Annotated in this window: 22 protein-coding genes and 1 pseudogene; 10 read left to right on the top strand and 13 right to left on the bottom strand. The window is 61.3% G+C overall.

Annotation, left to right across the window (positions count from 1 at the left end; all coding sequences use genetic code 11):
* The first annotated feature begins 76 nt into the window (after positions 1-76).
* Positions 77-2,419 (top strand): caspase family protein, encoded by a 2,343-nt coding sequence (locus tag AC1D1B_RS14550; RefSeq protein ID WP_477333190.1) that lies wholly within the window; start codon positions 77-79, stop codon positions 2,417-2,419.
* On the opposite strand, the gene AC1D1B_RS14545 is transcribed toward AC1D1B_RS14550, so the two are convergent.
* Complete coding sequence (locus tag AC1D1B_RS14545) at positions 2,412-3,236, bottom strand: hypothetical protein (RefSeq protein WP_477333188.1); 825 nt, start codon at positions 3,234-3,236, stop codon at positions 2,412-2,414. The two genes, AC1D1B_RS14550 and AC1D1B_RS14545, sit on opposite strands and share 8 nt — an antisense overlap.
* Positions 3,237-3,275: 39 nt before the next feature.
* On the bottom strand, positions 3,276-3,572 hold the full coding sequence (locus AC1D1B_RS14540; RefSeq protein WP_477333186.1) for a hypothetical protein: 297 nt from the start codon (positions 3,570-3,572) through the stop codon (positions 3,276-3,278).
* Positions 3,573-3,833: 261 nt separating this feature from the next.
* Here AC1D1B_RS14540 and AC1D1B_RS14535 point away from each other — a divergent pair, with 261 nt between their 5' ends.
* From AC1D1B_RS14535 to carB, 4 genes and pseudogenes are all read left to right on the top strand, one after another.
* Positions 3,834-4,607, top strand: coding sequence for a metallophosphoesterase family protein (locus AC1D1B_RS14535; RefSeq protein WP_477333184.1), 774 nt, complete (start codon positions 3,834-3,836; stop codon positions 4,605-4,607).
* Positions 4,608-4,809: 202 nt separating this feature from the next.
* A complete protein-coding gene (locus AC1D1B_RS14530; RefSeq protein ID WP_477333182.1) occupies positions 4,810-5,733 on the top strand; it encodes an SH3 domain-containing protein in 924 nt (307 codons plus the stop codon).
* Positions 5,734-5,762: 29 nt separating this feature from the next.
* Positions 5,763-5,918 (top strand): annotated as a pseudogene (locus AC1D1B_RS14525) (precorrin-3B synthase); the annotation flags it as partial.
* Between the two features lie 178 nt (positions 5,919-6,096).
* Positions 6,097-9,600, top strand: coding sequence for a carbamoyl-phosphate synthase large subunit (gene carB, locus AC1D1B_RS14520; RefSeq protein ID WP_477333180.1), 3,504 nt, complete (start codon positions 6,097-6,099; stop codon positions 9,598-9,600).
* Here carB and AC1D1B_RS14515 read toward each other — a convergent pair.
* Complete coding sequence (locus AC1D1B_RS14515; RefSeq protein ID WP_477333178.1) at positions 9,597-10,769, bottom strand: FAD-dependent monooxygenase; 1,173 nt, start codon at positions 10,767-10,769, stop codon at positions 9,597-9,599. The two genes, carB and AC1D1B_RS14515, sit on opposite strands and share 4 nt — an antisense overlap.
* A 61-nt stretch (positions 10,770-10,830) precedes the next feature.
* Here AC1D1B_RS14515 and AC1D1B_RS14510 point away from each other — a divergent pair, with 61 nt between their 5' ends.
* On the top strand, positions 10,831-11,148 hold the full coding sequence (locus AC1D1B_RS14510) for a hypothetical protein (protein ID WP_477333324.1): 318 nt from the start codon (positions 10,831-10,833) through the stop codon (positions 11,146-11,148).
* Between the two features lie 549 nt (positions 11,149-11,697).
* Here the strand turns inward: AC1D1B_RS14510 and AC1D1B_RS14505 are convergent.
* The 5 genes from AC1D1B_RS14505 to AC1D1B_RS14485 all read right to left on the bottom strand — a co-directional run bounded on the left by AC1D1B_RS14505 (position 11,698) and on the right by AC1D1B_RS14485 (position 15,993).
* On the bottom strand, positions 11,698-13,266 hold the full coding sequence (locus AC1D1B_RS14505; RefSeq protein ID WP_477333176.1) for a DUF262 domain-containing protein: 1,569 nt from the start codon (positions 13,264-13,266) through the stop codon (positions 11,698-11,700).
* A 245-nt stretch (positions 13,267-13,511) separates the two neighbouring features.
* Positions 13,512-13,904, bottom strand: coding sequence for a RidA family protein (locus AC1D1B_RS14500; RefSeq protein WP_477333174.1), 393 nt, complete (start codon positions 13,902-13,904; stop codon positions 13,512-13,514).
* Positions 13,905-13,980: 76 nt separating this feature from the next.
* Positions 13,981-14,373, bottom strand: coding sequence for a RidA family protein (locus AC1D1B_RS14495; RefSeq protein ID WP_477333172.1), 393 nt, complete (start codon positions 14,371-14,373; stop codon positions 13,981-13,983).
* A 110-nt stretch (positions 14,374-14,483) separates the two neighbouring features.
* On the bottom strand, positions 14,484-14,948 hold the full coding sequence (locus AC1D1B_RS14490) for a cupin domain-containing protein (RefSeq protein ID WP_477333170.1): 465 nt from the start codon (positions 14,946-14,948) through the stop codon (positions 14,484-14,486).
* Positions 14,949-15,255: 307 nt separating this feature from the next.
* Positions 15,256-15,993, bottom strand: coding sequence for a DUF899 family protein (locus tag AC1D1B_RS14485; RefSeq protein WP_477333168.1), 738 nt, complete (start codon positions 15,991-15,993; stop codon positions 15,256-15,258).
* A gap of 159 nt (positions 15,994-16,152) precedes the next feature.
* On the opposite strand from AC1D1B_RS14485, the gene AC1D1B_RS14480 reads away from it, so the two are divergent.
* Positions 16,153-16,497, top strand: a complete 345-nt coding sequence (locus AC1D1B_RS14480) for a hypothetical protein (protein WP_477262338.1) — start codon at positions 16,153-16,155, stop codon at positions 16,495-16,497.
* Between the two features lie 208 nt (positions 16,498-16,705).
* Here AC1D1B_RS14480 and AC1D1B_RS14475 read toward each other — a convergent pair whose 3' ends face one another.
* Entirely contained in the window at positions 16,706-17,194 is a 489-nt protein-coding gene (locus AC1D1B_RS14475) for a GNAT family N-acetyltransferase (protein WP_477333166.1), read from the bottom strand.
* Between the two features lie 5 nt (positions 17,195-17,199).
* Positions 17,200-18,135, bottom strand: a complete 936-nt coding sequence (locus AC1D1B_RS14470) for a transglycosylase SLT domain-containing protein (protein WP_477333164.1) — start codon at positions 18,133-18,135, stop codon at positions 17,200-17,202.
* Between the two features lie 178 nt (positions 18,136-18,313).
* On the opposite strand from AC1D1B_RS14470, the gene AC1D1B_RS14465 reads away from it, so the two are divergent.
* Positions 18,314-18,895: a methylated-DNA--[protein]-cysteine S-methyltransferase gene (locus AC1D1B_RS14465; protein WP_477333162.1), complete on the top strand. Its 582-nt coding sequence runs from the start codon at positions 18,314-18,316 to the stop codon at positions 18,893-18,895.
* A gap of 69 nt (positions 18,896-18,964) precedes the next feature.
* On the opposite strand, the gene AC1D1B_RS14460 is transcribed toward AC1D1B_RS14465, so the two are convergent.
* Complete coding sequence (locus AC1D1B_RS14460) at positions 18,965-19,291, bottom strand: hypothetical protein (RefSeq protein WP_477333323.1); 327 nt, start codon at positions 19,289-19,291, stop codon at positions 18,965-18,967.
* A gap of 298 nt (positions 19,292-19,589) precedes the next feature.
* Between AC1D1B_RS14460 and AC1D1B_RS14455 the strand changes: the two genes are divergently transcribed.
* Positions 19,590-19,802 carry a cold-shock protein gene (locus tag AC1D1B_RS14455; protein ID WP_015316174.1) on the top strand — a complete coding sequence of 71 codons (213 nt, stop codon included), beginning with the start codon at positions 19,590-19,592 and terminating at the stop codon, positions 19,800-19,802.
* A 373-nt stretch (positions 19,803-20,175) separates the two neighbouring features.
* On the opposite strand, the gene AC1D1B_RS14450 is transcribed toward AC1D1B_RS14455, so the two are convergent.
* Together AC1D1B_RS14450 and AC1D1B_RS14445 are read right to left on the bottom strand one after the other, a co-directional pair.
* The gene (locus AC1D1B_RS14450) at positions 20,176-21,036 is read right to left on the bottom strand and encodes an EAL domain-containing protein (RefSeq protein WP_477333160.1); all 861 of its coding nucleotides are present in this window, start codon (positions 21,034-21,036) and stop codon (positions 20,176-20,178) included.
* On the bottom strand, positions 21,033-21,926 hold the full coding sequence (locus AC1D1B_RS14445; protein WP_477333158.1) for an EAL domain-containing protein: 894 nt from the start codon (positions 21,924-21,926) through the stop codon (positions 21,033-21,035). The genes AC1D1B_RS14450 and AC1D1B_RS14445 overlap by 4 nt, the downstream gene beginning before the upstream one ends.
* A gap of 268 nt (positions 21,927-22,194) precedes the next feature.
* On the opposite strand from AC1D1B_RS14445, the gene AC1D1B_RS14440 reads away from it, so the two are divergent.
* Entirely contained in the window at positions 22,195-23,397 is a 1,203-nt protein-coding gene (locus tag AC1D1B_RS14440) for a pyridoxal phosphate-dependent aminotransferase (RefSeq protein ID WP_477333156.1), read from the top strand.
* The last annotated feature ends 38 nt before the right edge of the window (positions 23,398-23,435 follow it).

Raw genomic sequence — 23,435 nt, 5'->3', positions numbered from 1 at the left:
TGATAGAAACGGTTCTTCGTCGTGAGGAGACGGTTGTGGGGCGTGCACGTGCCAGTGTAAGCAACGAGATCCGCGAATGCTGAAGGGCGTAGCGCTGGTCGTTGGCAATGGCAACTATCAGTTCATTTCCAAGCTGCCCAATCCCGAAAACGACTCGCACGAACTCGCCAAACTGTTGACTGATCTCGGATTCGACGCACAGCAGAAGCTGCACCGCGACCGTGCGAGACTGGAGCGGGATTTGCGCGACTTGGCAGACGACGCGACGGGATGCGACGTCGCTTTGTTGTACTACGCAGGTCATGGCATCGAGGCGGGGGGCGAAAACTTCCTGGTTCCTGTCGACGCCGATATCGAGTCCCTCGAGGCTGCCGCCGATCGGATGGTGCCGGTATCCGGCACTATCGCCAGGCTCAGGAAAGCTGTTCCGGTTGTCATCGTGGTGCTGGACGCCTGCCGCAACAATCCATTTCCTCCGGATGTACCGTTACGCGTCAATCCCAGAGCGCTGCCCCATACCATAACTGCCGGAGGTCTGCGTGAGCCGCGATTTCAGCAGCAGGGCCCGGCGTCCCAGCTCAACCTCGGTACCGTGATCGGTTTTGCGGCGGCCCCCGGCAAAACGGCGCTTGATGGGCCCAAAGGCGGAAACAGCCCCTATACAGCAGCCCTGGTGAGACATCTGTCGGCCATGCAAGGCGAGGAATTCGGTACGGTGATGCGCATGGTCACCGAAGAAGTCTATTTGAAGACAAAGGGCTACCAGCAGCCCTGGATCAATCAGGACCTTCGGCGATTCCTTTATTTCGGGAAGTCACCTTCGATAGCCGCCGACGAAGACGGTGAAATCCTTGTTGAGCGGCGCAAGTTACTGCTCACAATCTCAACGACCCCCTTGGCGACCAGAGGCTTCGTCGAGAGTCTGGCAAAGCGTGATGAGCTGCCGCTCGATCAACTCTACGGCATGCTTAAGGAGCTCAAGGTCGACACCTCGGCAGGCGTCGAGGACCTGGATGCTCAGCTACGCGCCGGCGCCATCAATTTGAAGAAATTTATGGCCGAAAGAGCAGTGCCGGTCCGTATCGACCCGGATCTGGTGCGCTTGTCGGGGCTGGCGGACCGTGCACAGGCCGAAGGCGCGATTGGCTTGGCTAAGGATTATCGCGCAAGAGCAAGCGCTCGGGCCGATGAACTCAGAACCGTACTTGATCGGCGCGAGGACGAGCTGAAGGTCGACCGCTTGCAACTGGCATGGACATATGCCCAGCACGCCGAGACCGCGACCCTCGCTTTTGATCACCACGCCGCCGCCAAGAACTATGCGAACGCCTTCGTACAGGCAGAAAAGTGGGATGCAGCTTTTGCCGCTTCCTGCAAACTTGGCGAGGCGGAAGCCCTGCTCGAGATCGCGAACCGCACCGACTCGGCGGAAAGCATGGCGCGAGCGCTTCAAAGCTTCGCACAGGCGTTGATTTCCAGCGAGGCAGCGCAAGATGAAACAGTCCGTGCCGAAGCGCAGAACGGTTACGCCAATGCGATGCAGATTCTCTATCCGCAAGATGAGGAAAAACTGTCCGCGGCAATCCGCTCATACGAAGCCGCGTTGACGGTATTCGATCGCGGTCACGACCTGCAGAAATGGCTCTCCATACAAAATAATCTAGCAACCGCGATGGAAAGGCTCGGGCGGCTGCGTGGCTTGCCTGGGACAGTGGAAGATGCCGAAACAATTATTCGAACCGCTCTTTCCGAAACCGACGCCGGCGGATTTCAGGTTGAACGGGTCCTGCTTCTGAAGAACCTTGCCAATCTGTTGAAGCAGAGATGGCAGGAAAGCCATCGCGACAGCGATATCGACGAGGCGATTGCAGCGTACCGCTCGGCGCTGGCGGTCGAGGAACTTGCCGGCGACCGCTTCGAATGGGCCAAGGTCGAGAATAATCTCGGCCTGGCGCTGCAAGCGATTGCGGAAGAGCGCGCCGACACTGACCTTCTCCTGTCATCCATCAAGTCGTTCGAAATGGCTCTTACCGTACGGACACGTGCGGAAAGCCTTGCCTTGTGGGCGACCACGATGAACAATCTCGGTTATGCACGCTTGTTATACGGTCGCTTCAAACAAGACCTTGCTTCAGTGGAAGAGGCATTGCGCGAGCTTCATGAAGCAAACCTCGGGGCAAGCGAGATCGGCGGCACGAGGAATCAGGCCTATGTCAAGGACAGCCTCGGCATGGCATATCTCCAGAAACATGCGCTGACTGGCGATCCGGAATCGCTCGAGGCAGCAAGAAAATATCTCTCCGAGGCAATTGCTGAATTCCAGGATGCTGGAAATCTGGCGGAGGCAAGAAAGACGAGGGAAAAAATCCGGTCTGTCGAGGGTATCCCCGCGAATTCGCCATCGGCTGATCCTATTTGAGCTTGGCAATCAGTTCCGTCAAATCAGCAGGGCTCACCGGCGTCTTGCCTCTGATGGAGGCCAAGGAAGCCTCGCTCGGTTCCGGACCGGCTTCACCGCTAATCCTTATTCCTGAGGTAGCCAGCAGAGCCTTGTCAGCTTCTGTAATTGCGCCGCCCGTGAATGGATTGAAGCGGATCCCGCAGGCGCTCAGGGAAAGATCCGCACCGATATCGGTAAGGGTCACCTTGCCATGGCCAAGACATGTCGGCACTTCCAGGGGGAACTCGAACGGAGAGTCCGGCAAATTTTCGCTGGCGACAAAGGTTATGAGACGCTTGCCTGTTTCTGGATCGAACTTCAGCCCGTCGGTTCGGGTCGCCACGCAAAAGGCCTTGAAATCAATTCCCAGTTTCTTGAGTTTCGCAGCTTTCTCCTTCGAGATGGCTAGGCTGGCTATTCCATCGCCGTTGCTAAAGCACTCAGCCTCGCCTTTCCTGGGGGACCCAAAGTTAAAGCCGATCTTGCGCAGCTGTTTCTGGTCGAGAATAAGGGGATAGTTCTTGTCGACAATGGGCGCGGTGCACTTCAAGGAATCCAGGCGAACGACACCCAGCTGCCATCCTTGAAAATCGGTAATCGATGCCCAGTCCTTGCTGTCGTCCAGCACGGTTGCATAAACAGTCAGCCCGCCCGCGGCGGATCCAGTTTCCTGACCATCCGGGCTATCGAGGATTTTGACGGATGCCGGGCCAAGCACCGAACATTGGTCCGCACAAGCGGCCGAAGTGAACATCAAGAAAGCAACAAGCGTAAATAAGTATCTTGTCGGAGTCATTTTCCTGCCCTCTACCGTCTTCACAGATTGCAAGAAATATCACTGATTGGCAAGAAGCTCCTTCAACTTGTCAAACTGATCTTTGGACGTTGCTTTCTTACCCTGTACCGACGCTAGAGAGATCTCGCTTGGGGTGGCGCCGCAGCCCCCGCCGATGAAAACACCCTGCTTCATCAAAACAGACTTGTCAGCGCCGGTAATTTTTTGTCCCGTAAACGGATTGTATCTTATTTGGCAATTCTTCAAAACCATAGTGCTAGATCCATAGTAGCCCACGCCATGGACAAGGACGCCGCGATGATAAAGGACAAAATAATCGGCAGTCTCATGCTTCACCCCAGCATATTCAACGCGAACTTCTTTGCCTGAACGCTTGCCATTTACATCGGTTATGATCTTAACTTAATCTATTACTATATTTTTTCTAGCACCAAGTTTGTCATGGGTTAAGCACCCTTTCTATCGACTGAAGCAGCATCGGGCCGAAGTCTGGTCGCGCGCCAAACACCTCTGGAGAAACAAGCAGGATCGTAGAGAACGCTGGAGTGCTCTACGTAGCACTGCTATGGCGCATATCGACCCACCGGAGCCCGCCGCATGCGCATTGCCGTTCTCGCCGACATCCATGGCAATGTGCTGGCACTGGATGCCGTGCTCGCCGATCTCGAGCGGCGCGGCGGCGCCGATCTCACCATCAATCTCGGCGATTGCGTTTCCGGGCCGCTGTGGCCGCGCGAGACGTTCGAGCGGCTCGAAGCGCTCGACCTGCCGACGGTGCGCGGCAACCATGACCGCCGCGTCGCCGTCGATCCGGCCGACGACACAATGTGGGCCTCCGACCGCTATGCCCAGGAACGGCTGACGGCGGCGCAGCGCGAAGCACTGTTCGCTCTGCCCTTCACGCTGGAGATCATTCCGGGCGTGGTCGCTTTCCACGCGCGGCCCGACCATGACGAGAAATATCTGCTCGATGCGATCGTCGATGGCCAGCTGATGCGCGCGCCGCTTGCCGCTATCGAGCGGCGGCTGAAAGGGCTCGACCCCGCCTGCCGCATCGTACTGTGCGGCCATAGCCACCGCGCGGAGTTGATCCATATCCCCGGCGGGCCGGTGATCTTCAATCCCGCTAGCGTCGGCGCCCCCGCCTATGACGACGACACCCCGCCAGCGCATGTTTCGGAGCAAGGCAGCCCGCATGCGCGCTACGGCATCGTCACGCTTGGCGAAGGACCCGACCGTTTCGAGAGCATCGCCGTCGACTACGACCACGAAGCGGCGGCCAGGCAGGCCGAACAGGCGGGACGGCCGGAATGGGCGCATGCGCTGCGAACCGGCTTCATGCCCAAACCCTCTTGGCAAGTCTCCGTCTGACCGCATAGCCGTGTCCTGCCCCCTCCCGGCACCAAAGATCGGACGCATTTTCGGACTTACATGGCGCCGTATCGTCCCTTATAAAACCGCCCGGGCATGCGACGGGGTCCGACCTGCCGCGGCTAGAGCAATTCCAGGAAAAGTGTGAAACGGTTTTCCGTCCGGAATTGCGTAAAAGGTACAGAGTATCAGCGCACGGCCAATGATGAGGCGCATAGCTAAGCTCCAAACAAGTTTGCATGCGCTGATTGCCGCTCCGCTGCTGACGGCGGCATGGCTGGCTGTTGTCCCGGCCCACGCCGAAGAAGTGCCCTTCATCTCCATCGTCACCGGGCTTGCCCCCGACGATCTGCTCAACATTCGCGCCAAGCCATCGCCGATGGGCAAGACCGAGGCGCGGGTGGCTGCCGGTGCGAGCGTGCGCAACCTCGGCTGCAACGACATTGACGGACATCCGTGGTGCAAGATTGTCTCAGACAATCCCGCCGTCACCGGCTGGGCGCCGGCGCGCTATCTCATCCCCGTCAATCCGGCGACCGTGCCCGAATCCGACCAGCCGGCGGATGCGCCCACCGTCGCCAATGCCGGCCAGACGCCGGACGACACGACACCACAAGCTGGCCAGACACCAGATGCCGTCAGCGGAGCGGTACCAGCCGCCGAGACTGCGATGCCCTCCCCTCCCGCTGCGTCGGCGCCGGCTGCCCCTACCGCACCGCCGCCCGACCTGAAGGCGCGGCTCGGCGAGGATGCGCCGGCCGATCGCGGCGCGCCGAAATCCGCCGACGCAATCGGCAGGACCGCCATGGAGGACGCCTATGGCCTGGCCTTCGCGGCGGTCGAACCATCCCCTTTCCCGCCCGCCCCGGGCGTCCCCTGCGCCCGCCATGTCGGCGAGCCGATGATGCAGTGCCAGATAAGCGTCGCCCCTACCGGCGGCGACAGCGCGGTGACCGTGACCTGGCCGGATGGCGGAACGCGCATCATCAGCTTTCATGGCGGCCTGCCTGTCGGCTCGGACTCTCCCGACGAATTCCGCTTCACCCGCGAGGGCAGCTTGAACATGATCCGCATCGGCGCCTCGGAACGCTTCGAGATTACCGACGCCGTCGCGACCGGAGGTTAGCTTGAGCCTCGAACGCCGGCGGGACAGCACCCCCCTCTGTCCTGCCGGACATCTCCCCCTCAAGGAGGGAGATTGGCAGCTTTGATGCCGGCTCCCCTTCTTCAGCATTGAAAATTGGCAAAAGCCGAAGTGACTATCCAATCTCCCCCCTTGAGGGGGAGATGCCCGGCAGGGCAGAGGGGGGTGCGACGGATCGCGTTTGAGTGTCGGCAGCCCCACAATCCCTCATTTTCGGGGTTACATCTCCCAAAACTCTTCCCTATAAGGCCCTCCTAGCCTGATACCAGAATCGCAAGCACAACCGGCCGGGTCTTCCCGTCCCGGTTTTTCGTGCAAGCCGCTCGCCGAACGGAACTCACAACGATGCCAAGACGCACCGACATCAAGTCGATCCTGATCATCGGGGCCGGCCCCATCGTCATCGGCCAGGCCTGCGAGTTCGACTATTCCGGCACCCAGGCCTGCAAGGCGCTGAAGGAAGAGGGCTTCCGTGTCATCCTGGTCAATTCCAATCCGGCCACCATCATGACCGATCCGGAACTGGCCGACGCCACCTATATCGAGCCGATCACCCCGGAAGTCGTCGCCAAGATCATCGCCAAAGAGCGGCCCGATGCGCTGCTGCCGACCATGGGCGGCCAGACCGCGCTCAACACCGCTTTGTCGCTGCGCCGCATGGGCGTGCTCGAGCGCTACAATGTCGAGATGATCGGCGCCGACGCCACGGCAATCGACAAGGCCGAGGACCGGGCGCTGTTTCGCGAGGCGATGAAGAAGATCGGCCTGGAGACGCCGAAGTCGATGCTGGCCAACGCCACCGACGTCAAGAACACCGACCGCAAGATGCATGAGGCCGAACGCGCCGCGGTCAAGGCCGAGGCGCCTGCCGATCTCGACGCCGCGCTCGATGCATTGGAAACCCGCTGGAACCTCGGCGAAGGCGACCGCAAGCAGCGCTACATCAGCCATGGCATGGCGATCGCCGCCCAGGCGCTCGACCATGTCGGCTTGCCCGCCATCATCCGCCCGTCCTTCACCATGGGTGGCACCGGCGGCGGCATCGCCTATAACCGCGCCGAATTCTACGACATCGTCCAGTCCGGCCTCGACGCCTCGCCGACCACCGAAGTGCTGATCGAGGAGAGCGTGCTCGGCTGGAAGGAGTATGAGATGGAGGTCGTCCGCGACAAGGCGGACAATTGCATCATCGTCTGCTCGATCGAGAACATCGACCCGATGGGCGTGCACACCGGCGACTCGATCACCGTCGCCCCTGCCCTGACGCTCACCGATAAAGAATACCAGATGATGCGCAACGCCTCGATCGCGGTGCTGCGCGAGATCGGCGTCGAGACCGGCGGCTCCAACGTGCAGTTCGCCGTCAACCCGGCCGATGGCCGCCTCGTCGTCATCGAGATGAACCCGCGCGTCTCGCGCTCGTCTGCGCTGGCTTCGAAGGCGACCGGTTTCCCCATCGCCAAGATCGCTGCAAAACTCGCTGTCGGCTACACGCTGGACGAGCTGGAGAACGACATCACCGGCGGCGCCACCCCCGCCTCGTTCGAGCCGTCGATCGATTACGTCGTGACGAAAATCCCGCGCTTTGCCTTCGAGAAATTCCCCGGCGCCGAGCCGGTGCTGACCACCGCCATGAAGTCGGTCGGCGAAGTCATGGCCATCGGCCGCACTTTCCAGGAGTCCTTGCAGAAGGCGCTGCGTGGCCTCGAGACCGGCCTCACAGGCCTCGACGAGATCGAGATCCCCGGTCTCGGCCATGGTGCCGCAATTGCCAATCACGCCGACGACCGCAACGCTATCCGTGCAGCACTGGGCACGCCGACGCCCGACCGGCTGCGCATGGTGGCGCAGGCGATCCGCATGGGCACCTCGCTCGAAGACGTGCACGCCATGTGCAAGATCGACCCGTGGTTCCTCGAGCAGATCGCCGGCATTCTCGCCATGGAAGCCCGCATCCGCGAGCACGGCATTCCGCAAGACGCCGTCAATCTGCGCATGCTGAAGGCGATGGGCTTCTCCGACGCCCGCCTCGCGTCGCTGACGAAGACCGACGCCGAAGTGATTCAGAAGATTCGCGAAAAGCTCGACGTTCATCCTGTTTATAAGCGCATCGACACCTGCGCCGCCGAGTTCGCCTCGCCCACCGCCTACATGTACTCGACCTATGAAGTGCCCTTCGCCGGCGCGCTTGCCAACGAGGCGCAGGTCTCGTCGCGCAAGAAGGTCGTCATCCTCGGCGGCGGTCCGAACCGCATCGGCCAGGGCATCGAGTTCGACTATTGCTGCTGCCATGCCGCCTTCGCGCTGCGCGACGCCGGCTATGAAGCGATCATGATCAACTGCAACCCCGAGACGGTGTCGACCGACTACGACACCTCCGACCGGCTCTATTTCGAGCCGCTGACGGCGGAGGACGTGCTGGAGATCCTGCGCGCGGAACAGGCCTCGGGCGAACTGGTCGGCGTCATCGTCCAGTTCGGCGGCCAGACGCCGCTGAAGCTCGCCGACGCGCTGGAGAAGGCCGGCATTCCGATCCTGGGCACGTCACCCGACATGATCGATCTCGCCGAAGACCGCGACCGCTTCCAGAAGCTGCTGCACAAGCTGAACCTGACCCAGCCGAAGAACGGCATCGCCTATTCGGTCGAGCAGGCTCGCCTCGTCGCCGGCGAGCTCGGCTTCCCGCTGGTGGTGCGCCCGTCCTATGTGCTCGGCGGCCGCGCCATGCAGATCATCCATGACGAGGGCATGCTGCAGTCTTACCTGCTCGACACCGTGCCCGGCCTGGTGCCGGAGGACATCAAGCAGAAATACCCCAACGACAAGACCGGCCAGATCAACACGCTGCTGGGCAAGAACCCGCTGCTGTTCGACACCTATCTCAGTGGCGCCATCGAGGTCGATGTCGACTGCCTCTGCGACGGCACGTCGACCTTTGTGTCAGGCATTCTCGAACACATCGAAGAGGCCGGCATCCATTCCGGTGACAGCGCCTGCTCGCTCCCCGTTCACTCGCTGCCTTCGGACCTGGTCGACGAACTGGAGCGCCAGACGGCAGCGCTCGCCCGCGCGCTCAATGTCGGCGGCCTGATGAACGTGCAGTACGCGATCAAGGACGGCACCGTCTATGTGCTGGAGGTCAACCCGCGGGCGTCGCGCACCGTGCCCTTCGTCGCCAAGACCATCGGCCGGCCCATCGCGAAAATCGCCGCCCGCATCATGGCCGGCGAGAAGCTGGAAGACGCCTTCGCCCATTACGGCGCCATGCCGGACCCCAGAAACCCCGGCCACATCGCGGTCAAGGAAGCCGTCTTCCCCTTCGCCCGCTTCCCCGGCGTCGACATATTGCTCGGCCCGGAAATGCGCTCGACCGGCGAGGTCATGGGCCTCGACCGCGACTTTGCGCTGGCCTTTGCCAAGAGCCAGCTCGGCGCCGGCGTCGACCTGCCACGCTCCGGCACGCTGTTCGTCTCGGTGCGCGACGAGGACAAGAAGGGCATATTGCCGGCGGTCAAGCGCCTTGCCGGCCAGGGCTTCAAGGTGCTGGCGACGTCCGGCACCGCCCGCTTCCTCGCCGAAAACGGCGTCGACGCCCAGAAGATCAACAAGGTGCTCGAGGGACGTCCCCACATCGAAGACGCCATCCGCAACCGCCAGGTCCAGATCGTCTTCAACACCACGGACGGCCAGAAAGCGGTGTCGGACTCAAAATCGCTGCGCCGGGCGACGCTGATGCAGAAGGTGCCGTATTATACGACGCTGTCTGGGGCGGCTGCTGTGGCTGAGGCGATTGCGGCGCTGAAGGCGGGGAACCTCGAGGTGCGGCCGCTGCAGGAATATTTTGCCTAAAGCGAAGCGGCGGCCGCCTCGGCTTCGGCATCGGCGTCGTAATTCCACACCCAGGCACGTTCCTGCGGCTGAGCATCAAGCTTGCGGTCGCGGGCATGCAAATTGCCGCTGGCGTCATAGCGAGCACCACTCACGCGCGCCATGCGCTGGACGCCGGCAGTCCGCTCGCGCCGCAGCTGCTCGTAAATCAGCAACGCCCGTGGGGCTGACTTGCGGTCTGCGTGGCTCAGCACGGTCGCCAAGGCAACTGCGTCTTCGATGGCCTGATTGGCTCCTTGTCCCAAATGCGGCAGCATTGGGTGGGCGGCGTCGCCCAGCAGGGTCAGGCGTCCGCGAGTCCAGGTTGCGAGCGGCTCACGATCGAACAGGCCCCACCGAAACGTCGTTTTCAGTTGGGCAATGACCGTCTCAACCATGGGGTCCCAGCCAGCGAACTCCCGGGCAAGGGCGGAGGGGTCGCCCCGTGCCGACCATGACTCCTTCATCGGCTCGTCAGTCGTCACAAAGCCGACGTAGTTGATGAGCAGGCCGGCGCGCACCGGATAGACGAGAAAATGCTTGCCTGCACCAAGCCAGTTGCGCATCGCTCCAGGCGGCCACGAGACACCAGCCGCCGGGATCACCCCTCGATAGGCGACCGATCCCGAATAGAGCGGGGCGGACGGGGCAACTACGAACTGCTGAAGGGTAGAATGGATGCCGTCAGCCGCGATCACGACGTCAGCCGTGGTGCGCAAACCATTTGCGAAAGTGATGACGGCCTGCTCATCGTCCTGTTCGAAGCCGATACATCGATGGCCGGCCTTCACAATTTCGGCAGGTAGCCGGTCGACGAACATTGCCAGCAAATCGGCGCGGTGCATGCCGTAGAACTCGATTTGGCTGGCAAGCGCGGGGGGCCACATCGCCGCCGCATAGGATCCATCGGCGCGACGAAACTGTGGGTCGATCCATCTGGCCCCCGATCGGATCAATTCGTCACCGAGGCCGAGCCGCCGAAGCATCCGGACACCGTTCGGTTGGATCACGACGCCGACGCCGACCTCGGCCAGGGCCGTCGCCTGCTCGTAAAGACGGACGTCGATGCCGCGTTGAAGCAGGGCGGCGGCAGCGGCGGCGCCGCCGATACCGCCGCCAACGACCGCCACGCGTAGCGGGCTCGGGCTCATCGCTCCGGCTCCTCAAGCATCGTCAGCCCTTGCCGCGTGCCGCCATCGCGGCCGCCCATGAATATGGCAGCCTAATGCCGGCACACAGCACAGGCAAACTGCGACCGTGTTGCAAGGCATCGCCGAGAAAATAAACAAGGTGCTGGAAGGCCGCCCCCACATCGAAGACGCCATCCGCAACCGCCAGGTGCAGATCGTCTTCAACACGACGGATGGCCAGAAAGCGGTGTCCGACTCCAAGTCACTGCGTCGGGCCACGCTGATGCAGAAGGTGCCGTATTATACGACGCTGCCAGGGGCTGCTGCGGTGGCGGAAGCGATTGCGGCGCTGAAGGCAGGGAGCCTGGAGGTCAGGCCGCTACAGGAGTATTTTGCTTGAGCGATTAGCTCCCTTCTCCCCGTTCAACGGGGAGAAGATGCCGGCAGGCAGATGAGGGGCAGCGCCACTCGTATCCAAAAGGTCAGCGGCACAACGGACAGGCGGCGTCGGTTACTTTGGTAGTTTCAAAACACCTTGCTTCCACAGAACTCGAAGCCGGTTTCTGATATTCATTGCGACCTGCCCAGCGTTTAGCTGGTCGTATCTGGAACGTGTATCCGCTAGTCCGTTGAGGCGTGCTATCCCATGAAGCGCCTCTAAGTCTGCAACGCCGTCAGGTCGTTTGTAGTAGGGAGCAATAATCGATTCCCATTCACGATTCTCAGGCCGCTTTGACCATGCGTCGCGTTGATCAGTGGTGATATCCATCGTTTACCCATTCGATCGGGTCTGATTCTAACTTAGCGCGAAGCAGCCGAAGTCGCCTGGGCTTCCGGGGGGCTGGCCATCTCGGGCACGCAGCGCTTGCTCGAAGTGGCCGAGCCGATTGCCACGCAACTGAGAGAAGACGCCGCCGCCGCAAGCCTCCAAGCGAACTTTCCCTTGAGATCAATTTTTTATGGCGGTGTTACAATACGGGTGAACGATTTGCCCGTTCTCCGCAAAGCCTAACCCACCCTCCTGCTTCCGAACTATATGATCAAACGAAGCCGATTTCGTCGGATCAAGATAACCTGAACAGATGCTGCATTTCATGGCACCCTGAAGTGATTGGCGTATGAAGATCGTTGACTTCGCGTCGGCTGAAAACGACTGGCCAGCACTATTCTGCGCGACTGCCAGAATTTTCGAAACAGCGCCAGGCGCAACCACTGTGATCATCTTCTCGTCATCGATAGGTCGACCAGCGTTGATCTCATCAATAAGAAACTCATATAGAGCAGCTACGCGCTCAAACCGAACCGCGCTCCGCGCCAACTGTAAAGCCTGGGTAATAAGCCCCTTATTTTCAACAAGATAACTCTCCATTTCACCTCTAGCTTTGATAAATTTTTTAAAGAAGCTCGGATCGTTGTTCTCGATTTTCCGCCGAAATAACAGCAGGATTCCAATTAAGAGATCGGGTATATGGCGACCCCGCTCTGAGTAGAAATAAACAGCGGGGTGCAGCCCAAGGCTCGCAGCGTTATTTCCGGAAACTCGCTCGACAACCCGAGCACAGTCCCTCAAAACCTCAATTGTTTTCTCGCCAGACGGATCGTCTTCAAAATCTTTCACATCCTTCTTACTAATACCCTGACGACCATTGGTCACGGCAATCAGACTCATAAGGAGTTCAAGCGCATTTATCGGCGACTTCGACCCTCCCAAAGGGAGATCTAGTGTTTTAATTGGGTTGTCCACCTCGGGATTAAATAGAGCGTGGTGCAGAAATTTGGCATTCTGTTCGATTTGAGATCGAGTATCGGGGAGAAATTTCGACCAATACTTGTGCCCAGTAGCGGCACGAACAATGGAGCGAGCGGCAATTGCGACAGATCGATGGCGATTTCGTAGCAGCAACTCCTCAGATTTATCAAGCGGAGTACCTTGGGTATTGATCTTAAAAAAGCTCGTCTCAGCTTTCTCCGCATCACCATTAACCCATTGAAGGTCTAGAGATCGCATCGCCATATTTCTCGCACGACGCACGCGATCCGCAGTGTGACCATCTTGATTGATCAGAGCATCTTTAATAACACTATATTTTCCAATGCGCTCCTCTATTAATTTTCTTGCGACATTCGCCACTTTTCTCTGGCCAACACTTACCTCATTTGAGAAGTACCTGTTAGAAATAATACCATCACCATAATCGTCTTCTATCCAAGCACGGAGCGCGCTAAGTCGATGCCCCCCATCGATAACGAAAACGAAGCTATCCGATTTCCATAGAATTATGGACGGTATTAACTCGTTGTCCAGAAAGCTCTCAAGGAAACTCAGAACCTGTTTCGGCGTCCAGTGATTCGTCTCCCTCTGAAAGTCCGGCTTTCTTAGCAAAGGAACTATCATGCCTGAGGCAGTTAGATTCTCTATAGAAAGTGTTCGTATCGACTCAGAAGATTCTAGATTCGGCCCTTGAACCGCGAAATCATCCCGCGTGATCATAGCGTCCAGTACGACGGATTCTGCCATTTTCCCCTCCCAATCCCGAGGCATATCCTTAGCTGGTAAATTTGACAATTCAACTGGTGCAAACATCTCTGGGAACAGGGATCGCAGGACTCTTACTACCGCTGGAGACGTCAAATAGAGCAGCACCAGGAACAGACGACACTTCGGCGCAGATCGAAGGTCTAGTTAGTTGATTAGGTTGAGGATTGATGTCCTATCCTCGCTGGCAGCACTTTCCCGAAACAACAGGGCGAGCGCATGTTCCCTCACCCCACCGCCACACACTCGATCTCGATATCGAACTCCATCGGCCAAGACGCCACCGGCACGAAACTGCGCGCCGGCGGGTTCACGCTGAAATACTTGGCATAGACCCGGTTGATGGCGTTGTAGAAGCCGGAATTGACGGCGTAGATGCGCACCATCACAACGTTGTCCAGCGAGGTGCCGGCCGCTTCCAGGCAGTGCTTCAGCGCCTTCAGCGACGCCTCGGTCTGCACCTCGATGTCGCCGCGCACCATCTTGCCGGTCACCATGTCCACCGGCGGCGTCGCCGAGATGAACACGAAGCCGTTGGCCCTGACTGCTGTCGAGCACGGCAGCCCGAGCGCCCGCACCTTGGCCGACATGACCGGCACTTCGATGACTTCTTTTTTCACGGTGATCTCCCTTTGTTTGCAGGGAGCCTATCCCGGCGCCGGCGGAACGCCAGCGCCGACGCATGGTCCAGCCAATTCACCCCACCGCCACACACTCGATCTCGATATCGAACTCCATCGGCCATGACGCCACCGGCACGAAGGTGCGCGATGGCGGATTTTCCGGGAAGTGCCTGGCATAGACGCGGTTGATGGCGCTGTAGAAGCCAGCATTGGCGGCGTAAATGCGCACCATCAGCACGTTGTCGAGCGAGGTGCCCGCCGCTTCGAGACAATGGCGCAACGCCCTGAGCGACGCCTCGGTCTGTACCTCGATGTCGCCCTTGACCAGTTTGCCGGTGACGAGATCGAGCGGCGGTATGCCGGAGACGAAGACCAGCCCTGCCCCCTTGGTCACCAGCGACAGCGGCACGCCGAGCGCACGCACCGCCGCCGACAGCACCGGCACTTCGATGATTTCCTTGGTCATGGCAATCCTCCCTGGTTTTGCAGGGAGCTTATCCCGGCACTGGCCGAACGCCAGCGCGGATGCATGGTCCAAGGCAGGTCAGAGCCACGCGTGACCGAAAAAACAAACCGCTACCCCTGCTCCGGATACGGCATGCCGTCCTTGTGCAGGAACCGGCCGTCCGAGCTTGGGCTCATCATGTCGATGTCGGAGCAGGTGATGACATCGTCGGGAGAGCGCGAGCCGACTTCGAGATAGCGCGCTGTCATCGTCGAGCGGTTGATCATGTGATGGCCGTTGCCGCTGTTCTTGGCGAAGGTCGCGCAGTCGCCGGTCTTGAGCAGCGTCTCGCCGCCATCCTCGACCAGCACCAGTTCGCCCTCCAGCACATAGACGAGCTCGTCCTCATGGCTGTGCCAGTGGCGCTGGCTCGACCAGCCGCCGGGCGGGAGTGTCATCAGGTTGACGCCGAAGTCGCGGAGGCCGCCCGCGTCGCCGAGGCTCTTGCGCGTGCGGTCGGCGCAAGGGGCGTCGAAGGGCGCGGGGTAGCCGGAGCCTTTGCGGACGGGCACAGTGGATAGGTCGATCTTGGGCATGGGATGCTCCTCAATTCCAGTCGAAATCTATGTCACAATTGCCCGGTACACAGGCCGACCAATCACGGATCTTGGCGCTGCCCCTCATTGCCCTGCCGGGCATTTCTCCCCGTATAGCGACGGGGAGAAAGAGGCTTGCGCCGGTGGTTTCGCCAACTGCCAGCGTTGCAGGAAGGGTGCCGGCGTTGCGGCCAGCCCCCTTCTCCCCGTCACTATACGGGGAGAAGATGCCGGCAGGCAGATGAGGGGCAGCGCCAGCGCCTGGCGAGCTGAAACGATGCCGGAGCACGAGCGCCCCGCGCCAGCCTCAATGACAACACCCATACTGCAGCTGTTCGTGCCAATCCGGCCGCCCTTCCGGCGTAAAATCCATCAGGTTCCACAAGATCTCGCAGGTGCCGATGGCGCGGGGGTCCTGGCCGGGATCCGTTGGCGCGAAGCCGAGCTCCGAACTCCAGAAATGCCTGATGCCGTCTTCATCGCGCTGGAACACCGACATTAGCGGCAGCTGCGCACCGTCATCGGCCTCAGCGTGATAGTCGCGCTTGAAATCGTTGCCGGCGGAAGAAATGAGCCGGATGTTCCTCCAGCCGCGGTCGCGGCCGAGCGCAATCATGTTCTCCAGCGCGGTCTTGCCGACCACGGCGAAGTTGAAGCCGGCGCCTTCGAGATGGCCGACCGCGCCGTCGAGCTGGTCGAGCAACGCCGTGCAGGACGGGCACGGCTGGTCTTTCCTTGCCAGCTTCGCGGTTTCGCCGCTCGCCGCGACATCGCGCGTTTCCTGCGGATGGCGCGGAAACATCATGTTGTAGAGGATCAGCGAATCCTTACGCGGCGCAAACAGCTCCGACAGTCTTATCCGCGCCGGCTTGCCGTTCGGCCCAAGCCCGTCGAAGACATAATCCTGCGGCACCAGCCCGCCTGGCGGCAAAGCGCGTCTGGCGACAGCCACGGCCTCCATGGCGCGGCGCAACTCGATTTCCTTCTGCAGGAGTTTTTCACGCGCGGTACGATATCTCCCGGATTCGTTGGGGAAGCTGATCATCATCGTCTCCTTGGCCGTCGCGCCGGCGTCCCGGCACGGATTGCGTTACGGCCCAAGGACGTTTCACGGCGATCGGTTCCGACATTTTTGATCCGGGAAACGAGCCCGCCTTGCCGTATTCTTCCCGTCAGCTAGATCTCTCGGGATCAGGGAGCATACATGCGCGAGCAGAACACCGAAGAGATCGACCTGCGCTGCCCGCAAGTGGTGGCTGACAATGCCGCCAAGGGGCTGAGGCTGCGCAAGCAGTTCGGCCGTGGGGGTACCGAGATCGGCGTCGCCCGCGCAACCGAATTGAAGAACCGCGAAAAACTCGCGCCATCCACCATCCGCCGCATGGTCAGCTATTTCGCCCGCCACGAGGTCGACAAGCGCGGCAAGAATTACGGCAATGAAGACAATCCGTCGGCCGGCACCATCGCCTGGCTGCTGTGGGGCGGCGACGAGGGTCGCGCCTGGGCGCTCGAGCTCAAAAAGAAGATCGGCAATGCGCCCGATATTTGAGGGTTAAGCAAAAGACGACTGGCGGGCCCCAAACCCCCGCCTGGGACCCGCCAAGGAGTGGCTGAACACATGCCGGTGCAGCCGCTCCACATCTGCCAGTCGTCGATCCGCCATCGGTCGAAAGGCATGGATCGTGAAGTAGCACCCGGTTGCGGCGGCCTATGTGAAGCAGTTCACAATCGGCAGGATTTCAACAGTGCAATCCGCCTTAGCCTTCCCAGGCGACGGGCACCATGCCCAGCCGCTCATAGAGCCTGAGCGCGGCGGCATTCTCGACCGTGTTGGTCTTCAGGTCGACGTGGTCGGCGCCGCGCTCGCGAAAGGTGGTGAAAGCCTGCCACATCAGCGCCTCGCCAATGCCTTTGCCGCGCGCTTCGGGGTGAACCGCAAGGTCCTTGACGAAGGCCCTCGTCCAGCACAGCGCCGCCGCCGCCAGCCTTCCCTTGGCGTCGATGACCAGGAAGCACAGCGCCGGGTCGAATTCCGCATCGTTTGAAATGCGCGGCCACCATTCGTCGAAGGGTCCGTCGGTGCCGTCGTCGAACACCTCGCTCAGCAGCGCATGCAGGGGTTGCGCGTCGCCATGTTCGAAGCAGCGCATGGCAAAGCCATCCGGCCAGTGCGGTGCAACGATTGTCTCGTCGAGGATCTTGCGCAGCCGGATGTCGTTTGGAGCCGGCGGGCGCGGTTCAGGCATTGCGCTCAGGCGTCGGGCTGCAGCCGGCGGCGCTTGCGGTCGACACCGAGGCCGGTCGCCTCGAGCAGGCCTTTGCGCTTGGCGTCGAAATAATAGCCGGTCTGGTAGAGCCAGTCGGCCTTCTTGGCATTGCCGTCCGACACCAACCATGCGCCGCGCAGATATTTGACCGCGTATTTCAGATTGGTCTCGGCATCGAACAGGCCCTTGGCCGGCCCGTCATAGCCCATGCCGCGTGCCGTCGCATGCTTGATCTGCATCAGGCCCCAATGGCCGTTGTTGTAGGCCTTGGGATTGTAGGTGCTTTCGCGGCTGACGACATGGCGCACCAGGTCGACCGGCACCTCATAGAGTGCGGCATATTTCTGGATCAGCTGGTCAATGTTGCCGCGAACGCCGGTCGCATGCTCTTCCGCCGGCGCCGGGCTGAGCGGCGCGGCGGGGAACTGCACCAGGGCAGCCGGATTCTGCGGCCCGACATAGGCCACCTGCTGCACGCCGGGCAGGGTTTTCTCGCCAGCCTTGGCGGTTGCCGGCATGACAAGACCGGCGGTGGTGTATGTCTCAGCCGTAACTGGCTGCCCAGCCTTGGCCGGCGCCGGCGCCTGCCAGGCACTGGCGGCCATCACCGCAGGCACGGCCGGGGCCGCGGGCGTCGCGCCGGCAAAGGCCGCGGTTGCGGCAACCGGCTGCGCGGCGGCATCGAGCCCTGGGGTTACGGGAGTCACTTCGGCCGCCTGGACTGGTGTTATGCCCGAGGATTGCGGCAGCACCGAAACCGTGTCGGGCAGCGGCACGGTGAAGCCGGCATCGCTGCCAGCAGCGGTCGCGGTTTCGGTCAGCGCAGGCGTAGCCTTCATCGGCGAAGTCGACTGGCAGCCGCTGAGTGCGGCGGCACCGACGATCACGCAGATCGCAATAAGGTTGAATTTTGCTGGCAAGCCGCGCGGGTCCGGTTTGTCGGGTTGTTAAGAAGTCCTTACACCAGCGATTCCTGGTGAGCAATCGGGGCCATCTGGTGGTTTTCGGGTGGCGAGAGCTGGCCCCAGATGCCATATTGTTCTGCATATGTACCGGTCGGTATGCCGGTTTTCGCCACTTTGCGGAAAGGAGCGCATCATGGAAACGACATCTTCGATCACAGCCGGCCACGCAGTGTTAGAAACAGTGATCGGCTTCATGGGCATCGCCTGGAGCGAAAAGGGCCTGATCAGGCTCTGCCTGCCCGAAAAGAGCCGCGAAGCGGTGGAGCGCCGACTGATGCGGCACTCCGGTGTTTCAGGCAATACTCCGGCCAACATTGGGCAGCCGCAATGGGTCGTCGAGCTGATCGCCGCGATCAAGGCCTACACCTCAGGTGAGGACGTCGATTTCTCCGATGTGCCGGTCGATCTCGACGGCGTCGACGACTTCCGCCTCGCCATCTACGACGCCGCGCGAAAACTCCACTACGGCGAAACAACCACCTATGGCGAACTGGCCAAGCGTGCCGGCCAGCCTGGCCTGCCGCGCGAAACCGGCGCCGCCCTCGGCGCCAACCCGGTGCCGCTGGTCATTCCCTGCCACCGCATCCTGGCCGCGGGCGGCAAGATCGGCGGCTTTTCGGCGCCCGGCGGCTCGGCCACCAAGGAAAAGATGCTGGCCATGGAAGGCGTGCGCGTCGGCCCGCCACCGCCGGCGCAGGTCTCGTTCGGGTTCTGAAAGGCAGGATCTGTTGCGGTGGATCAGGAACCTGTTCCACAGGTGGAATCGCGATGAAACGATCAGCCTCTAGCGGCGGCGCAGGAAGCGGCGATGGAAATGGTCGTTCTCGATCCGCTTGCAGAGATAGACCGGGCAGGAATCGGTATCGGCGCTCGGCACATAGGCCCGCTTCCTGACCTCGCCGATGTTGCAGAATTGCTGGCTCTGCACATAGCGGTCGAAGAGCGGCAGCCCCGGCACGCGCCTGGACTGATAGCGCAGGATGACCGCGCCCTGGCGGGCGATCGTGCCCTGCACCCTGTCGCAGCTCATACGGGTGGGGTCGTAGCGCGAAATCGCCTGCGCCTCGGCGGCCGCCAGCGTCAGGCAGACAGCCAGCAGAATGGTTTTCACGACGGTTTTCATGATTGCCTCCCAAAACCGGACTAACGCCATGAGGCGTCCCGATCTTCCCGATTGCTCAACGCTTTCATGCGATTGGGGCGGCCTTTGGGCAGCGCCACGGCGGCGCCTTTTTTCGAGCCGTCTTGTTTTTGGTGCAAAACCTGCCTATATCAGGTCCATTGATATTTCGGCCGATCGATCCGGGCCTCGCGATCTTCGCGTTTGCTGACGTCTATCTCCAAAATCTCGATACACACCGGCTGAACCTCGGTTCGGTCAAACCAAAGCAAATGCGAGGACTATTCATATGGCAACTGGTACGGTCAAGTGGTTCAATGCCACCAAGGGCTTCGGCTTCATTCAGCCTGATTCGGGCGGCGCGGACGTTTTCGTCCACATCTCCGCTGTCGAGCGCGCTGGGCTGTCGACCCTGGTCGAAGGCCAGAAGATCAACTTCGAGATCGAGCAGGACCGCCGCACAGGCAAGTCGTCCGCTGGTTCTCTGAGCAAGGCAGCCTGATTTTGCGATAGCGCGCGCCGGGCGAGAGTTCGGGGCGCGCGGCAAGTCACGGATGTACTGACAGTCGCGCGAGAAGCGCGCTGGAGCGGAAAGACCCGACCAGCTGGATCAGCAGATAGCTGCCAGCCCGGACTTAAAGCTCCCGATCAGGCTACCGAAAATGGGAAGGCGGGATTTATCCCGCCTTTTTGTTTGTCTGGGGTTAAGCGTCCTTCTCCCCGTCCCTATACGGGGAGAAGTGCCCGGCAGGGCGATGAGGGGCAGCGCCACCTCATCAGAACTGCCCCATCACCAGATCAATTTATGAAAGCCGGCGCCGCCCCTCATCTGGCTGCCGCCATCTTCTCCCCGTAAACGGGGAGAAGGACGATCCTCAGCGCCGCAGATGCAACGGCACCACCTTGTTATCAGCACCCAACAGCGCTTCGATCGACAGCGGCTCCTGGTTGAAGATCTTGCCGGCCAGTGCCGGGCGGCCAAGATGATACCCCTGCAGCAGATCGACGCCGCCATCCAGCGCGACGCGCAGATGCGTCGCCTGCTCGACGCCTTCGACCAGCACCTTGGCGCCGCGATCGTGCAGCGACGAGACGAGCGGCCGGAAAAAGCGCTCGGCGGCAGCGTGGCGGCAGAATTCGGCGAACCAGCCACCATCGATCTTGACGATATCCGGTTGAAGCAGGCTCATCCGCTCCGCGGTCGAATGGCCGGTGCCGAAATCGTCGATGGCGATGCGAACGCCGCGGCGCCGCATCTCGCGCACCAGCGGGGCCAGCACACCATCGTCGGCGGCCTGCTCGGTGATCTCGCAGACCAGCATGCCGGCATGCAGGTCGAGATCGCCGAGATGCCGGGTCATCAGCCGGATCTCGGCCAGCGCCCGCCCGAGATGATCGTTGATCATCGGGTTGTAGTTGAAGAACAGGCCGAGCCCATCGACGCCGATGTTGCGGAAGTTTCTCAGATGCAGCATCCGGCACATCGTCTCGACAAACAGGCGGTCACCCGCCGCGACACTGTCGAAGAACACAGCCGGCGCCACCGGCATGGCCGCACGGTGCGGTTCGATCAGCGCCTCGACGGCGACCGCGGCCAGCGCGCCGCCGCGTGGCGCAAAGATCGGCTGGTAGGCGCTCTTCAGCCGAAACGCGCCATAGACGCCGTATTCGATGCCGACCTCGTCGGCGAAGATAGCTTCGCCGACATCGCGCCGCCGCTCGCGCTGCCCGGTCATGGTCCGGTCCTGCGCCCGAACACCCTGCCCGGCCGCGCTGAAGCGGTTCGGCCGGCCGGCGCCTTGACCTGCTCGGTCGCCGCGACAGGTGGCTGCGCATCCTTGCCGAAGACGCGAAAGCTGGTCGGCGCCAGTTCCGGCTTTGCCAGCACGAAACCCTGCACCATCGAGGCGCCCGATTTCTCGGCCAGTTCGAGCTGCCAGCCCTCCTCGATGCCCTCGAACACGGTGCGGATGCCTTGCTGTTCGAAGTTCGTCACCATGGTGGTCAACAGGGCAAAGCCGGCGCCGGATTCCATCAGCTGCGTGATCCAGTGCGCATCGAATTTGACGATGTCTGGCTTGAGTTCCTTGATGCGGTTGATATCGGATTCATCGGCGCCGTAATCGTCGACGGCGATGCGGAAGCCATTGGCCCGCAGCGCCTCGACGAAACTGTAAAGCGTTTCCTGCGACGCCGACTTCTGCTCGGTCACTTCGCACACGATGCGGCGCGGATCGATCCCGGCCTCGTGCAGCACCAGCCGCATGTCGCGCAACGCGTTGTCGGCGATGGAGCGCTCGGTGAACACCGACGGGTCGAAATTGATGAAGATCGAGGCCTCTTGCGGCAGGCAGGCGCCGGCGTTGAGCAAATGCAGTGTGCGCGTCAGCGCCTCGATATGCAGGCGGTCGCCGGCCGGACAGGTGGAGAAGAAATTCAACGGCGATTGCGGCTCGCCGTCACGAAACGGCCGGATCAGCCCCTCGAACGCCGCCACCGACAATTTGCCCTCTTTGAAGGCAAAGATCGGCTGGAAGGCGCTCTGCAGGGTGTAGAGCCCCCAGACACCTGATGAGGTGCCGTCATCGTTACGGATGATGTGGGCAAGCCCGATGCTGCGCGACAAGGGTCCCTCGCTCCGCGAGACAGGCGAAATGGCTGGCGATCCTGCCGTCAAAGGTTTTAACGGCCGTTGATGAATTTATTCTTGCCAGGGATACGCCCCATGGATTGCAAGGTTCCAAGCGCGGACGAAGCCCGGTGTTCCAAAAGCCGATCTTCACAGGTCCTTGACCCCTGGCTCATCCGACAATGCTTGCACTTGGCGGGTTGATGCGACATGAGAAGCGCCGCAGCTGTTCCCGCTGCGTCGACCCCTCTGGAGATATCTGGTCATGGCCTTTCTTGCCGACGCCCTTTCCCGCGTGAAGCCTTCCGCCACCATCGCGGTGACGCAGAAAGCCCGCGAGCTGAAAAATGCCGGCCGTGACATTATCGGCCTCGGCGCCGGCGAACCGGATTTCGATACGCCCGACAACATCAAGAATGCGGCGATCGAGGCGATCCGCCGTGGCGAGACCAAGTACCCGCCGGTTTCGGGCATCGTGCCGCTGCGTGAGGCGATCGCCAAAAAGTTCAAGCGCGAGAACAATCTCGACTACAAGCCAGAGCAGACCATTGTCGGCACCGGCGGCAAGCAGATCCTGTTCAACGCTTTCATGGCGACGCTGAACCCAGGCGACGAGGTCATCATCCCCCGCCCCTACTGGGTCAGCTATCCCGAAATGGTGGCGATCTGCGGCGGCACCTCGGTGTTTGCCGACACCTCGATCGACAATGGTTTCAAGCTGACGCCGGCCGTGCTGGAAAAGGCGATCACGCCGAAGACCAAATGGCTGCTGATGAACTCGCCGTCCAACCCGTCGGGCGCCGCCTATACGGAAGCCGAGCTGCGCGCACTGGCCGACGTGCTGTTGAAGCATCCGCATGTCTGGACGCTGACGGATGATATGTACGAGCACCTGACCTATGGCGACTTCGTCTTCAAGACGATCGCCGAGGTCGAGCCAAAACTCTACGAGCGCACGCTGACCATGAACGGCGTGTCGAAAGCCTATGCCATGACCGGCTGGCGCATCGGTTATGCCGCGGGTCCGGTGCAGCTGATCAAGGCGATGGACATGATCCAGGGCCAGCAGACCTCCGGCGCCTGCACCATCGCGCAATGGGCCTCGGTCGAGGCGCTCAACGGTCCGCAGGATTTCGTCGCCAGGAACAAGGCGATCTTTCAAGGCAGGCGCGATCTTGTCGTGTCGATGCTGAACCAGGCGCGCGGCATAAGCTGCCCTTCGCCCGAAGGCGCCTTCTACGTCTACCCGTCCTGCGCCCAGCTGATCGGCAAGAAGACCAAGGCCGGCAAGGTGATCGACACCGACGAAGCCTTCTGCTCCGAACTGCTCGAGGCCGAGGGTGTCGCGGTGGTGTTCGGCTCGGCCTTCGGCCTCGGCCCCAACTTCCGCATCTCCTATGCGACGTCGGAGACGCTGCTGGAGGAAGCCTGCACGCGCATCCAGCGGTTCACGGCATCGCTGACCTGATCAGGACAGCCTGAAAACAAAAGCCCGGCGTCACGCCG

Source organism: Mesorhizobium sp. P2_C5_2 (assembly GCF_056404535.1).
This window is presented reverse-complemented; position numbering and strand designations above follow the sequence as displayed.

What these genes read in the sequence shown, in the direction of transcription:
- AC1D1B_RS14550 (WP_477333190.1), top strand. Translation starts at nt 77, where the DNA reads ATGCTGAAGGGCGTAGCGCTGGTCGTTGGCAATGGCAACTATCAGTTC.
- AC1D1B_RS14545 (WP_477333188.1), bottom strand. Translation starts at nt 3,236, where the DNA reads ATGACTCCGACAAGATACTTATTTACGCTTGTTGCTTTCTTGATGTTC.
- AC1D1B_RS14535 (WP_477333184.1), top strand. Translation starts at nt 3,834, where the DNA reads ATGCGCATTGCCGTTCTCGCCGACATCCATGGCAATGTGCTGGCACTG.
- AC1D1B_RS14530 (WP_477333182.1), top strand. Translation starts at nt 4,810, where the DNA reads ATGATGAGGCGCATAGCTAAGCTCCAAACAAGTTTGCATGCGCTGATT.
- carB (WP_477333180.1), top strand. Translation starts at nt 6,097, where the DNA reads ATGCCAAGACGCACCGACATCAAGTCGATCCTGATCATCGGGGCCGGC.
- AC1D1B_RS14515 (WP_477333178.1), bottom strand. Translation starts at nt 10,769, where the DNA reads ATGAGCCCGAGCCCGCTACGCGTGGCGGTCGTTGGCGGCGGTATCGGC.
- AC1D1B_RS14505 (WP_477333176.1), bottom strand. Translation starts at nt 13,266, where the DNA reads ATGGCAGAATCCGTCGTACTGGACGCTATGATCACGCGGGATGATTTC.
- AC1D1B_RS14495 (WP_477333172.1), bottom strand. Translation starts at nt 14,373, where the DNA reads ATGACCAAGGAAATCATCGAAGTGCCGGTGCTGTCGGCGGCGGTGCGT.
- AC1D1B_RS14490 (WP_477333170.1), bottom strand. Translation starts at nt 14,948, where the DNA reads ATGCCCAAGATCGACCTATCCACTGTGCCCGTCCGCAAAGGCTCCGGC.
- AC1D1B_RS14485 (WP_477333168.1), bottom strand. Translation starts at nt 15,993, where the DNA reads ATGATCAGCTTCCCCAACGAATCCGGGAGATATCGTACCGCGCGTGAA.
- AC1D1B_RS14480 (WP_477262338.1), top strand. Translation starts at nt 16,153, where the DNA reads ATGCGCGAGCAGAACACCGAAGAGATCGACCTGCGCTGCCCGCAAGTG.
- AC1D1B_RS14475 (WP_477333166.1), bottom strand. Translation starts at nt 17,194, where the DNA reads ATGCCTGAACCGCGCCCGCCGGCTCCAAACGACATCCGGCTGCGCAAG.
- AC1D1B_RS14465 (WP_477333162.1), top strand. Translation starts at nt 18,314, where the DNA reads ATGGAAACGACATCTTCGATCACAGCCGGCCACGCAGTGTTAGAAACA.
- AC1D1B_RS14455 (WP_015316174.1), top strand. Translation starts at nt 19,590, where the DNA reads ATGGCAACTGGTACGGTCAAGTGGTTCAATGCCACCAAGGGCTTCGGC.
- AC1D1B_RS14450 (WP_477333160.1), bottom strand. Translation starts at nt 21,036, where the DNA reads ATGACCGGGCAGCGCGAGCGGCGGCGCGATGTCGGCGAAGCTATCTTC.
- AC1D1B_RS14440 (WP_477333156.1), top strand. Translation starts at nt 22,195, where the DNA reads ATGGCCTTTCTTGCCGACGCCCTTTCCCGCGTGAAGCCTTCCGCCACC.